The following is a 13,400-nucleotide window of genomic DNA, read 5'->3' as shown; positions in this document are numbered from 1 at the left end:
AGCATGATGGTCCATTGACATGGCAACCCTCTAACGAGAGAGGTAGTTTATGAGCTCCCCCAGCCAACCCGAGTCACCCTCCACGAGTGACGATATGCAGACCGACTACGTGGTCGGGCAAGACAACATCACAGGCAAGTTCGGCCCCTTTGGCTTTGATATCCACAACCGCGTGTTTGTGGTCTCCGCCTTGGCATCAGTCATCTTCATTATTTTCACGCTGGCGTTTCCTGAGCGGGCAGCCAGCGTGTTCCAGTCCATTGTGGCTTTCTCGACGGGTACACTGGACTGGTACTTCATGATACTGGTCGATTTCTTCATTGTGTTCTGTCTGGCCCTGGTGGTTCTACCCTACGGATCGGTTCGACTAGGCGGGCCTGATGCTCGCCCAGAGCATAGCTACCTGTCGTGGTTCGCGTTGCTGTTCACTGCCGGAATAGGCATTGGCTTACTGTTTTTCGGCGTGCTGGAGCCGGTCTATCACGCCAATGTTTCCCTTCCCCTGGGCGTCGCTTCACCGTTTGGCGCCGACGGCGAACTGAACCCCGAGGCGATCGCTGATGCGTCTGCCTTGGGCCTGGCGGGCACTTATCTCCACTGGGGTATTCATGGCTGGGCGGTTTATGTCGTGATGGCCTTGGCACTCAGTTTATTCACTTATAACAAAGGGCTGCCCTTCTCGATTCGTTCGGCTTTCTTCCCTATCCTGGGTGAGCGTGTGTGGGGCTGGTGGGGGCATGTGATCGATATTCTGGCGGTGTTTTCGACCCTGTTTGGGCTGGCAACCTCGCTCGGGCTTGGCGCGCAACAAGCCAACGCTGGCATGAACTTTGTCTTTGGCTTGGAGGTAAGCACGACCACCCAGGTCATCGTCATCGTGTTAGTGACCGCAGTGGCGTTAGTATCGGTCTGGCGCGGTCTTGAGGGCGGGGTGAAAAAGCTTTCTGAAATCAATATGGTGCTGGCTGTCCTGTTCTTCTTTTTCGTATTGTTCGCGGGCCCTACGCTGGTAGCCCTGACGGGATTTTGGAATGGTCTCTCGACCTATGTGACTGAGTTTATTCCCTTATCGGCCCCCTTTGGTCGTGAGGACGACGCCTATCGGCAAGACTGGACCATTTTCTACTGGGCGTGGTGGGTAAGCTGGGCACCGTTTGTCGGCATGTTTATCGCCAGGGTATCGCGGGGCCGCACGGTACGTGAATTCGTCATCTGCGTGCTGCTAGTACCCAGTATGTTTATCTTTATCTGGATGGGCGTATTTGGTTCAACGGCGCTTGACCAGCTCTACGCCGATCCTGCCGGCAGCCTGGTTAAAGAGTATGTCATCGACAATTACAGGCCCGAGCTATCGCTGTTTGGGATGCTAAACGAGTTACCGCTAACCGGCCTTATGTCGACCTTGGGCATCGTGCTGGCATTAATCTTCTTTGTCACCTCCTCGGACTCGGGGTCGCTGGTCATTGATACCATTACCGCCGGTGGCAAGATTGACGCGCCCCGCCCCCAACGCATGTTTTGGGCGATCGTAGAGGGCCTTATCGCCATTGTACTGCTCATTGGCGGCGGCCTAACCGCTTTGCAGGCGGGGGTAACGGCGACGGCGATTCCTTTCTCCATCGTAATGCTGCTGATGTGCTATTCGATTATCAAGGCGCTCAATGGTGAGCTTCGCCAATTGCGCTCCTGAAACGACAGGAGCCCCGCTGATACCAGCGGGGCTCCTTTTAGTTTTAACCTAGACGTCTGACGCGTTTAAGCGATGCGCTGTTCGGTCTTGGCATCAAACAGAATCGCCCGATCCATATCCACCCTTAGTGCGAGTCGATCCCCGGCCTTCACATTACATTTAGGGCCAACACGGGCGGTAATCTCATGTTCGCCCAGCGGTAAGCGCAGCAAGATATCAGCCCCGGTGGGCTCCACCACGGCCACGCTGGTGTTCAGCAATGTTCCCTCAGCCTGTGACGTCAAACGCTCATCTTCTTCGCTGAAATGCTCGGGTCTCAGGCCCAGAATCACGGGCTTACCGACCCGGCCAGCAAGCTCCTCTGCATAGCGCGATTCAGGCCAGGGTAGGAGCAAGTCGTCTTCGCCCTGGGTAGTAATGCGCAATTGATATCCCCCGTTCGGCTCTTCCAGGGTAGCGTCGATAAAATTCATCGACGGCGACCCCATAAAGCCCGCCACGAACATATCCACCGGGTTGTTGTAGACCTCGTCTGGCGAGCCTAACTGCAGAATTCGACCATCGCGCATCACCGCGATACAGTCTGCCAGGGTCATTGCCTCGACCTGATCATGGGTCACATAAACAATCGTGGTGCCCAGCCGCTGATGCAGCTTTTTGATCTCGGTCCGCATATCCACGCGCAGCTTGGCATCCAGGTTGGAAAGCGGCTCATCGAACAAATACACCTTGGGCTCACGAGCCAATGCCCGCCCCATGGCGACCCGCTGGCGTTGCCCACCCGAAAGCTGGGCTGGCTTACGCTCCAGCAGATGGGTAATTTGCAGCAAATCTGCTACCCGCTCCACCGCCTGTTCGCGCTCGGCTTTGGGTACTTTGCGCATTTCCAGACCAAAGCTGATGTTCTGGCGCACGGTCATGCTCGGGTAGAGTGCGTAAGATTGAAACACCATGGCGATATCGCGTTCCGCGGGAGTTCGCCAGGTGACATCTTCACCATCGATATAAATATTGCCAGAGGTAACCGGCTCAAGCCCCGCAATGGCGTTCATTAACGTGGACTTACCACAGCCCGATGGCCCCACCAATATCAGAAAATCGCCGGAATCGATCGAGATACTGACGTCTTTGAGTACCCGCTCGCTGCCGAACTCTTTAATCACGTTGTGAATTTCTAGCGCTGCCATTGTAAAAATCCTGTTGTTCTTAGCCTTTGACGGAACCGGCGGTCAGCCCGCGCACGAAATATTTGCCTGCCAGCACGTACACCACCAGCGTCGGTAGCGCGGCAATCATGGCCGCTGCCATATCAACGTTGTATTCGCGCACGCCGGTGGAGGTATTGACCAGATTGTTAAGCGCCACGGTAACCGGCTGGGTGTTATGAGCCGAAAACGCCACACCGAACAAGAAGTCGTTCCATATCTGGGTGAACTGCCAGATGACCGACACCACAATGATGGGGGCCGAAACAGGCAGCAAGATACGCCAGAAAATGCGAAAGAAGCCTGCCCCGTCCAGTTTCGCGGCTGACACAAGCTCATTAGGAATACCCACATAAAAGTTACGGAAAAATAGCGTGGTAAACGCAATACCGAACACCACATGCACCAGGATCAGACCGGCGCGGGAGCTGGAGATGCCCAACCAGCCCAGGGTTTGCGCCATTGGCAACAGCACCACCTGGAAAGGGATAAAGCAGCCAAACAGCATCAGCGCAAAGACTAATTCAGACCCTTTAAAACGCCATTTGGTCAGCGCGTAGCCGTTGAGGGCACCGATGCTGGTAGAGATCAGTACTGCTGGAATCACGATCGCAAAGGAGTTCCAGAAGTAGCCTCCCACCCCCTCGCAGCGCATCCCCGTGCAGGCTTCGCCCCACGCTTTTGTCCACGGTGCCAGGGTGGGGTTTTGCGGCAGCGACAACAACGTCCCTGCACTGATTTCGCTCAGCGGCTTTACCGATGTCATCAGCATCACCACCAGCGGCAAAATGTAAAACAGCGCGGCGAGTATCAGTACGCCATACAGCAGGCCGCGGCCCAGCCGCGCAGCGGGCGTTTGACGGCGAATCACATTAGCCATGCTTGCGGCTCCTTAATTCGGAATAGAGATAAGGAATCAAAATTGCCAATACGCCGCCCAGCATCAACATGGCACTGGCAGAGCCCAAACCAATCTGGGCGCGGGTAAAGGCGTGGGCATACATAAAGGTGGCAGGCAAATCGGTGGCGTATCCTGGCCCGCCGCCGGTCAGCGCCACGACCAGGTCAAAACTCTTGATGGCGATATGAGCCAAAATCATCACCGCGCTGAACACCACCGGGCGTAGGCACGGCATTACCACGCGCCAATAAATCCGCGGCAGGCTCGCACCATCCAACTGTGCGGCCTTGACGATACTGTCGTCGATGCCCCGCAACCCGGCTAAAAAGAGCGCCATGACAAACCCGGAGGCCTGCCAGACCGCCGCGATGACGAGGGTATAAATGGCCATATCGGGGTCAGTGATCCAATCAAAGCGAAAGGACTCAAATCCCCAGCTCTGCACCATTGCCTGAATACCTAGCTGAGGGTTCAGCAGCCACTTCCACACCACACCGGTCACGATGAACGACAGCGCCATGGGGTAAAGATAAATGGTTCGTAATGCGCCCTCTTGGCGAATCTTTTGATCCAATAAAATCGCTAACAGCGACCCGATCACCAGGCAGGTAACGACGAACAGCACGCCGAAAATCATCAAATTAGTAGAGGCAACCCACCAGCGCTCATTAGCCATCAGGCGCGCATATTGGCCAAAGCCCACAAAGTCGTAGCTGGGCAGCATGCGTGAGCTGGTGAGCGATAGAATAAAGGTCCACAACATGAAGCCGTAAACAAAGAACAGTGAAATGGCCACCGATGGCGCTAACACCAGACGCGGCAGCCACGCCTGTAAACCACCGGATGGCGTCGACCGCTTAGCAGCAGGCTCTAAGCGGGCCGCAGGGGTATTTTTCATGGGGACATATCTCTCATGAAGAAGGGTTCTTGCCAGGCGAGTAGGCGCCGCCGTTGCGGCGGCACCTGGGAACGTTGCCCTGGAAAACGTTAACCTAGGGACAACCTAGCTTGGAAAACGCAAGCGGGAAAACGTTAACGCTAAGCGCCTAAAACGAGGCTGTTTGGGCAGCACTCACCATACGCTCGGCCGCTTCTTCGGCGCTCATGTCGGCGTCGTTAAAGTAGTTCGTGACCACGTCGAAAATGGCGCCTTGAACATCGGCCCGAACCGCCATGCCGTGAGCCATACTCGGCACCAGACCGCCCTCTTCAGCGGTGCGCTGGAAATCAGCCAACGACTGCTGGGCACAGCTATCAAACTCACTCATGTCGAGGTCAGGACGCGCGGGAATGGAGCCTTTCGCCAAGTTAAACGCTTCTTGGAAAGTGGGTTCAAGCACCAAACGGGCCAACGCCTGTTGAGCTTCACGCTCGCCTTCGTCAGATACCCGGAACATGGCCAGACTATCAATGTTAAACGTGAAGGCATCTTGTGAGCCCGGCGCTGCAGCACACAGGTAATCTTCCCCAGCGGTCAGACCGGCAGCGGTGAACTCGCCTTTCGCCCAGTCCCCCATCATTTGCATACCTGCCTCACCCTCAATCACCATGGCCGTGGCGATGTTCCAGTCGCGCCCCGGCATGCCCTCGTCCATTAGCTCTCGGGTACGTTTGAAATCTTCAAGGGCATCAATCATCTGCTCGCCGCCCAAGGCTTCAGGATCTAGCTCTACCAATGCTTTCTGATAAAACTCGCTGCCCTGACCACCTAACAGTACGCTTTCGAAGACGGTCGCGTCCTGCCACGCTTGTCCACCATGGGCCAATGGCACGTAACCCGCGTCGCGAATAGCCTCGCCTGCTTCGAAAAACTCATCCAGTGTGGTAGGCATTTCAACCCCCGCGGCTTCCAGCACGTCCGGGTTGGCCCACAGCCAATTGACACGGTGTACGTTAACAGGCACCGCGACGTACTGGCCGTCATAGCGCATGATATTGGCTACTACCTCGGGCAGCAGTTCGTCCCAGCCCTCGGCCTCAGCAACGTCATTCAAGTCGCCCAGCAAGCCAAGCTCACCCCACTCCTGAATTTCGGGCCCTTTGATCTGGGCAGCCGATGGCGGGTTGCCGGACATGGCGCGGGATTTAAGCACCGTCATAGCGGTTTCACCGCCGCCGCCAGCGACCGCAAAGTCCTGCCAGCCGTAGCCTTCAGCTTCCATCAGCTCTTTAAGCACGTTAGCGGCGCGGGCTTCACCACCGGAGGTCCACCAGTGCAGCACTTCCACTTCGTTAGCCTGGGCGGTGGTTGCGAGCGTGGCGCCTGCCAAGGCAAGCGCAAGGGTGGTTTTTTTCAACGTCAACATGGAGTCACTCCTGATATTGTTATTGTCCTCTCGGACGTTTGCCACTAGGAGACTACTCCAAGGCAAGCCGTAACGGGAGTTACCGATTAATGCATAGTGTTAGAGCTTTATTACAAACCTGTAATAGTTTCCTGCCGAGGTAGCGTCAGCGTCACTATCAGCCCTTTTACCGCATGGTTGGAAAGCACGATATCGCCGCCATGAGCACGGGCAATATGTCGGGCGATGCCTAACCCAAGCCCGCTGCCACCGGTATATCGGCTGCGTGAAGGTTCAAGGCGCACGAAGGGTGAAAATACCCGCCCTAACTGATCCTCGGCGATGCCGGGGCCGTAATCACGAATACGTAGGATGACGACGTCTCGTTGGTCGAGTAGCTGAACCTCGGCCCGATGACCGTAGAAGATGGCGTTTTCAAGCAGATTAGCCAGACAGCGTTTCAGCGCTAACGGTTTGGCGATAAGCGGAGCAACCGGATGGCTGACGCTTTGTTCGATCTGGACGCTGCCGCCCTGCAGTCGAAGCGCTTCAGCCAGCTCCTCCAACAGCGCCAATAGGTCGATAGGCTCGGGTTCCTCATGTAAGTCCAGACCTTTTACCGAAGCCAGCGCGCCTTTTACCAAGCTGTCCAACTCATCCAAAGAGGCGCAAAACCGCTCACGCTGATAGTCGTCATCGAGCATCTCGGCGCGCAGGCGCATCCGCGTCAAGGGCGTTTTTAAATCATGGGAAATGGCGGAGAACAGCCGCTCGCGCTCCTCGATCTGCTCGCGGATGCGCCGCTGCATGCGGTTGAACGCAGCGGCAGTGGCGGCAACCTCCTTAGGGCCACTTTCTCTTAAAGGCGGCATATCCAGATCATCGCCGAGCTGATTGGCAGCCCTTGAAAGCCGCGCCAGGGGGCGGGTCACGCTGGTAATGCCCAACAGTGACAGCGCCAGCACGCTCAACAACACTAAGAACCCTACCAGCAGCCGCTCTTCGGATAGCCAGCGATAACCGCTGAAAATATCCGGCACCCCAAGCAGGGTGGCCACGTATAGCCAGGTATTGGGGGCAAGCTCCAGTTGAACAACTAAAATCGGTGGCGAGAGCGGTTCCATCAGCAGGCTATGCTGGCCCCAGCGAGGCGGCAGGTCGTAAAGAAGTACTTCGTTATTGAACACACGCAGGTCTTCCGGGCGAGAAAACTCGACAATCACATCGTCAATGTTGAGCTGCTGGGTAAGCACCGACCGTACATTGTTCACGACCACGTCTTTTTCCGGGCCCGAGCCGATGTCTTCAACACTCAACCTGCGCTCATTAACACTCACGAAAAAGCGCGTGCCCCCCATATTGCGCAACTGATCCAACACGATGTGGCGATAATCGACAGGTAGCGAGCGGAAAAACTTCATGGTGGAGGCGATGCTAAACGCCATATTGACCGACAGTTCGTCCAACTGCGCCAAGTGGCTGGAGCGAACCTGGGACGTCCAAATCGCATAGCTGGCACCCTGAGCAGCCAGCACTCCGGCGATCATGATGATGACGAAGCGACCACGCAGCGAGGCCGGCAGCCAACGAGCGAGGCGTTTGACTAAGCGGCGTCGTGTCGTTACCCACCTCTCCCTGTTCACGTGAGCGTATTCACGTCAGTGCATCTACCTGAGCGGTCAGCACGTAGCCTGCTCCGCGAACGGTGCGAATGAGTTGAGAATGCTGGGCATCTTCCCCCAGCCGCTGGCGCAGGCGGCACACATGAACATCGATGGAGCGATCCAGCGGCGGCGCATCCCGCCCACGGGTAAGAGTGTAGAGATCATCGCGGGTCAATATCGTTGCGGGATGGTCTAAGAATACCTGGAGCAACTGAAAGTCAGCGCCGGAAAGCGCGGCGCGCTCCCCTTTTAGGTCGATCAGTTCGCGAGTCATACGGTCAAGCTGCCAATTGCCGAAACTGACCCAACGCGCCTGCCCAGCGGGCAGCACGGGAGAAGTATGTCGGGTACGGCGCAGCACCGCTTTGATACGTGCCAGCAGTTCGCGGGGATTAAACGGTTTGCCTAAATAGTCATCAGCCCCCAACTCCAAACCAAGAATACGGTCGGTCTCATCGGCGCTGGCGGTCAGCATGATAATCGGTACTTCGCTATGCTTGCGAACATCGCGGCAGATGGTGAAGCCGTCGTCACCAGGCAGCATCAGATCGACAATCAATAGATCAGGGGTATGTTCAGCGCGCAGAGTGTGTAATGCCTGCGCACCGTCTGCCGTGAAAACCCGGTAGCCGTGCCGCCCCAGGTAGTCCGCAAGCAGTTCACAAATTTCCGGGTCATCATCGACCACAATCAAAGTAGCAGGGGGTATCGTCATCGCCGCGGGTTCAGCCCTACGCTGTTGTCGTTTTGGGCCTTGATGATGGTGGAGGTGCCAAGGAGTAGCAATACCGCTACGACCAAGGTTGCATTAGCACGATAACCTATCGTGCTTATAGCCCAAACCGCTCGCGCAACAGCACCGCGACGGCCGCTTCACCGTGATGACCGATCTGGCGTGCGGTCTTCAGATGCCCGGCCATTTCCGGATGCGAGTTCAGCATGAAGTGCGGCTCCCCCACCAGGCTCAGCATCTCGACATCGTTGAGGTTATCGCCAAAGGCCAGGCAGTCTTCAGGCGCAATCGAGAGTCGTTTGAGCAGCGCCGATAGCGCCACTCCCTTATTGACGCCCCCTGCCATGATCTCCAGTGAATCGCTGGTTGAGTAAGTCACGTGCAGCATGCCGTCGCTGATCTCGCGTATCGCTGTCTCGATCTTAAACAGCGCATCAGGAGGCCCGCCATAAAGAATCTTGCCGATTCCCTCGGTAGGCATCTTTGCAGGCGGCACGACCTGATAAGTAAAGCCTGTGGCAGCGTGCATGTTCAGATAGCTTGGCATCTCGGCATCGATATACCAGGCGTCATCCATATACAGGCTCAAGCGCACGCCGTCCGGACGTGGCAGTCGAATCAGTGCCGCGGCCTGGCGAGGGTCAACGTGGTTGGCATTCAGCAACTGATCGTCCGGGTCGTGGGTGTAGGCGCCGTTACTGCTGATCAGATGTATAGGCACGTCGAGCTGGTCCCTGAACACCCGCATGTCGGCGTAATGACGGCCCGAGGCGAGCACTAACTGGTGCCCGTGGCTCACCAGGGTTCTCAGCACCTCAATGGTGTCTGCGTGTAATCGATGATCGCTGCCCAGCAGCGTGCCATCCAGGTCAGAAACAATCAGGCGGGGTGTCATAGCGCGCTCCGTCGGCATGGGCATTTAGCTTAACCGATTCTTTTGAGCGCATGTAAGCCTTTGACGCGCCGTTACCAGCGTCAACTTAACATGGCGACAATTGGCGCGGCCTGCGGGAATCCGTATAGTGGCAGCCTAACTCTCGCCAACTGATTGAGCTCATGCTTCAGAATAACGCCATGCTTGCCCAGCTCAAGCAACAGATTCGTCAAACCACCCCCCGCGCTGAAGGGGTGATCAAAGCCACCGAAAAAGGGTTCGGGTTTCTCGAAACCGACGACGGTGAATCCTACTTCGTACCGCCGCCCGCCATGAAGCAAGTCCTTCACGGTGACCGCGTGGAAGCGGTGATCCACGAGAACGGTGACAAAAAATCCGTCGAACCCGAAAAGCTGATTGAAGCGGGGCTGGACCGGTTTGTGGCGCGCGTGCAAAAACGCGAAGGTCGCTTGGCCGTGGTGCCCGACCACCCGTCGATCAAGAATGTGCTCAAATCGCGTATCAAGCGCAGCCTGGATGAAGACACCATTGCGGATGGTGACTGGGTCGTTGCACGCCTGGTACGTCACCCGCTCAAAGCCGACGACCGGGCCTTCTTTGCCCAGATCGATGAATTGGTTGCCAAAAGTGACGACCCGGCAGTGCCGTGGCGCGTTACCCTGGCCCGCCATGCGTTAGAGCAGGAGTGCCCCGATGCAGGTAGCGATTGGCCGCTATTAGATGAAGGGCTTACCCGCGAAGATTTAACCGCGATGCCTTTCTTCACTATCGACGGTGAAAAGACCCGCGATATGGATGATGCCCTGCATGTCGCCACCCGCGCCGAAGGCGGCTGGCGGTTGAGCGTGGCGATTGCCGACCCCACCGCTTACGTGGAAGAGGGCCATGCGGCTGATCTAGAAGCACGCACACGTGCCTTTACCGTTTACCTACCGGGCCAGAATGTCACCATGCTGCCAGAGCAGTTGGCCGACGACCTCTGTTCGCTGTGGGAAAATCAGGAACGTCCGGCGCTAGCGTGTACGCTTGATATTAACGCTGATGGCAGCCAGGGCGAGTATCGTTTCTTTGCGGCGAACGTGAAATCCCATGCCAAGCTCGTTTATGACAACGTCTCCGACTGGATTGAAGGTCAAGGCGATTGGGCTCCCGCGGATGAGATTGCCGAGCAGCTCACCGCGCTGCGTGATTTAACCGAGGCACGTACCGCATGGCGTAACGAACATGCATTGGTATTTAAAGATCGCCCCGATTACGTGTTTGATCTGGACGCCGCCGGTAACGTGCTGGCGGTGCGCACCGAAGAGCGCCGCATTGCCAACCGCATGATCGAAGAGTCGATGATTGTGGCCAACGCCTGCTGTGCGGACTTCCTGGCAAGCCATATCGGTCACGGCATCTTTAATGTGCATCGCGCCTTTGAGCCCGAAAAAGCCGAGGCTGCCCAGGAGTTCCTGGCCGGTCAGGAGATTGTGGTCGAGCGTGAAGCGCTGACGGAACTTGCCCGCTACACCGAGCTTAAGCGTGCGCTGGAAAGCCGCGATGATGCGTGGCTGGACGCGCGCCTGCGCCGCTTCCAGGGCTTTACCATGATGTCGGCCCAACCCGGCCCGCACTTTGGCCTGGGCTTAGCAGCGTACGCGACCTGGACCTCGCCGATTCGTAAATATGGCGATATGGTCAACCACCGCCTGATCAAGCGCGTACTGAAAGGCGAGCAGGCGCCCGCCGAGGCTACCCAGCAGCTCACCGAGCAGTTGACCGAGCGTCGTCGCTTGAACCGTATGGCCGAGCGCGATGTGAAAGATTGGCTCTATGTGCGTTATCTAACGCCTGCGGCGCAAAATCAGGACACGTTTGAGGCCGAAGTTATGGCTATCAATCGTGGTGGTATGCGTGTGCGGTTAGTGGAAAATGGCGCGACGGCCTTTGTACCTGCCCCGTTGATGCACAGCGACCGCAGCAAGGTCGTGATTGACGACAAAGAGGGGCGTATACAGATCGAAGACGTAGAGCGTTACAAGCTGGGCGATTCGCTTCGTGTCGCATTGACCGAAGCGCGCGAAGAGACTCGTTCGCTAGTGGCAAAGCCCGTTGAGTAAAGCCCGTTGAGTAAAGCCTGCTGGTAAACTGAATCAGCCGGCGGCATCAATACCGCCTGTCGATCAACAACAACGGCGCCCTGGAGGCGCCGTTGTTGTATCTGTCAGTCGCTGATTAAAACGCCGCCTGTACGGCTCTCGAAGGTAAGGCCATGGCGGGCTTGTGTACCGCTAGCTGGTTTAGCTTCGCGTCATCAATTTGAAATGCCGCCACCAGCTCGCGAAGACGCCCAGCCTGCTCCTCGAGAGAAAATGCAGCCGTCGTCGATTGTTGAACCAACGCACTATTCTGCTGAGTCGTTGAGTCCATTTCAGTAATCGCGGTATTAATCTGCTCGATGCCACTGCTTTGCTCGCGAGTAGCTGAAGACACTTCGGCCATCAGCAGGGCGAGGCGCTGGATCATCGTTTCCGTTGCGCCGATCGTGGTTGCCCCCCGCTCCGCTTGATCAGAACACAGCTTTATTTTGCTGCGCGTATCATCCAGCATGTTGCGAATCTCGTTAGCTGACGTGGCACTGCGGCTTGCCAGCGAACGTACTTCAGTTGCCACCACCGCAAACCCACGGCCCTTCTCACCCGCACGCGCCGCTTCCACGGAGGCGTTCAGGGCCAGAATATTGGTCTGAAAAGCGATCGCATCGATGGCTTCAACAATCTTGTTCATACTGAGTGAGGCCGCCGTCACTTCACGCATCAAATCCACGCTTCGCGACACTTCTTCACCGCCACTGTGCATCTGCTGTGACGCATTATGGGCCAGCGTATCGGCCTCTTTGGTTGAGTCACTGTTCTGGCGGACCGTGGCCGTCATCTCCTCCATGCTGGAAGCCGTTTCCTGCAAGGCGGCTGCCTGCTGCTCAGTACGGGAAGCAAGCTCCTGTCCGCCCTGGGCAATCTCATTAGCACCGTGCAAGACATTTTCGCTTGAGTCACGTAGTGAGGCGACCAGCGTCGTCAGCTCCTGGCTCATATGCGCCATAGAGCTTAAGAGCTGTGCGGTTTCATCACGTCCGGTGAAGACAATATCGTGGCGTAAATCACCTTCTGCTACACGCTGGGCGACCTCAACGGCTCTGCGTAATGGCAGTACGATACTGCGGGTAATGGCAATGGCCAACGCCACCGCCATTAACAACGCCACCCCTGCAAAGATACACAGCTGCCAAAGGGTCGCTCTGTACTCCGCATTTATCGTCTCATTGGCGTTTTTAACACCCGCATCCGCCACTAGACTGATTTCGTCCGCCAAGTCTGCCAGCCGATAGATACTTTCTTTATAGTCACCAAGCGCCAGGTTGGCCTGGGAAGTATCGGTGATACTGCCACTCTCAATCTGACGGTAAACGGTCATGAAGCCATCAACGTAGCCTTGCAGAACTTCCTGGGCTTGTTGATACAAAGACGCCAGACTATTGCGTTCGGAAAGCTCTCCTCCCGCCTCAAAGGTCGTCTGGATTTCCTCGATAGTGGTAACCCAACGTTGCTGATAGTCCGCGACCCGCTCAGGACTATCGATATTAATGAAGATATCCTTTTCAAAGCGTCGCGCTTGCAGCGAAAGGCGTTGGATTTCCGCTGCATTGCTCGCTAACGCTACATCCGTGTCCAAGGTTCTCTGGGCGGTATTTTTAGTAACGGTGATGCCCACCACCCCTGCTATTAAGGTCCCGAGGAGAAATAGCGAAACCAAACCAAACGCCAACGCCAAGCGTGTGCCGATCTTGAACCGTGAAAGCATGGAAACGTCCTAAGAAGTAAGAGAGATAGGATTGTCGGCACAAAAAACGTAAACTTTAGTTCTATCTATATACAATTTATTACTAATATTTATGTTAAATCATTTGGTCAAATTTCACTGAAACTACCATGCAATGCCAAGTCTCACTGACAGTTCAATAGGCTTTCTGCTGAGTATATTGAGT

At 56.3% G+C, this 13,400-nt stretch carries 10 protein-coding genes; 2 read left to right on the top strand and 8 right to left on the bottom strand.

What is annotated here, in order from left to right; translation table 11 throughout:
• Positions 1–49 precede the first annotated feature (49 nt).
• A complete protein-coding gene (locus ACFFLD_RS08425) occupies positions 50–1,690 on the top strand; it encodes a BCCT family transporter (RefSeq protein ID WP_386039085.1) in 1,641 nt (546 codons plus the stop codon).
• A 65-nt stretch (positions 1,691–1,755) separates the two neighbouring features.
• On the opposite strand, the gene ACFFLD_RS08420 is transcribed toward ACFFLD_RS08425, so the two are convergent.
• The 7 genes from ACFFLD_RS08420 to ACFFLD_RS08390 form a co-directional block, all read right to left on the bottom strand.
• Complete coding sequence (locus ACFFLD_RS08420) at positions 1,756–2,877, bottom strand: ABC transporter ATP-binding protein (protein WP_386039083.1); 1,122 nt, start codon at positions 2,875–2,877, stop codon at positions 1,756–1,758.
• 19 nt (positions 2,878–2,896) lie between these two features.
• A complete protein-coding gene (locus tag ACFFLD_RS08415; RefSeq protein WP_386039081.1) occupies positions 2,897–3,775 on the bottom strand; it encodes a carbohydrate ABC transporter permease in 879 nt (292 codons plus the stop codon).
• Positions 3,768–4,694, bottom strand: coding sequence for a carbohydrate ABC transporter permease (locus tag ACFFLD_RS08410; protein ID WP_386039079.1), 927 nt, complete (start codon positions 4,692–4,694; stop codon positions 3,768–3,770). The genes ACFFLD_RS08415 and ACFFLD_RS08410 overlap by 8 nt, the downstream gene beginning before the upstream one ends.
• A 148-nt stretch (positions 4,695–4,842) precedes the next feature.
• Positions 4,843–6,102 (bottom strand): ABC transporter substrate-binding protein, encoded by a 1,260-nt coding sequence (locus ACFFLD_RS08405; RefSeq protein ID WP_386039077.1) that lies wholly within the window; start codon positions 6,100–6,102, stop codon positions 4,843–4,845.
• Between the two features lie 110 nt (positions 6,103–6,212).
• Positions 6,213–7,628: an ATP-binding protein gene (locus ACFFLD_RS08400; protein ID WP_386040413.1), complete on the bottom strand. Its 1,416-nt coding sequence runs from the start codon at positions 7,626–7,628 to the stop codon at positions 6,213–6,215.
• A gap of 106 nt (positions 7,629–7,734) precedes the next feature.
• Positions 7,735–8,460 (bottom strand): response regulator, encoded by a 726-nt coding sequence (locus ACFFLD_RS08395; protein ID WP_386039075.1) that lies wholly within the window; start codon positions 8,458–8,460, stop codon positions 7,735–7,737.
• Between the two features lie 115 nt (positions 8,461–8,575).
• A complete protein-coding gene (locus tag ACFFLD_RS08390; protein WP_386039073.1) occupies positions 8,576–9,373 on the bottom strand; it encodes an HAD family hydrolase in 798 nt (265 codons plus the stop codon).
• A gap of 161 nt (positions 9,374–9,534) precedes the next feature.
• Between ACFFLD_RS08390 and ACFFLD_RS08385 the strand changes: the two genes are divergently transcribed.
• Positions 9,535–11,475: an exoribonuclease II gene (locus tag ACFFLD_RS08385; protein WP_386039071.1), complete on the top strand. Its 1,941-nt coding sequence runs from the start codon at positions 9,535–9,537 to the stop codon at positions 11,473–11,475.
• 115 nt (positions 11,476–11,590) lie between these two features.
• Here ACFFLD_RS08385 and ACFFLD_RS08380 read toward each other — a convergent pair whose 3' ends face one another.
• Positions 11,591–13,216: a methyl-accepting chemotaxis protein gene (locus tag ACFFLD_RS08380; protein WP_386039069.1), complete on the bottom strand. Its 1,626-nt coding sequence runs from the start codon at positions 13,214–13,216 to the stop codon at positions 11,591–11,593.
• Positions 13,217–13,400 lie beyond the last annotated feature (184 nt).

Source organism: Vreelandella sulfidaeris (assembly GCF_042429665.1).
Lineage (GTDB): Bacteria > Pseudomonadota > Gammaproteobacteria > Pseudomonadales > Halomonadaceae > Vreelandella.
Note: the sequence above shows the minus strand (reverse complement) of the source record. Positions and strands in the feature narration are given on the sequence as shown.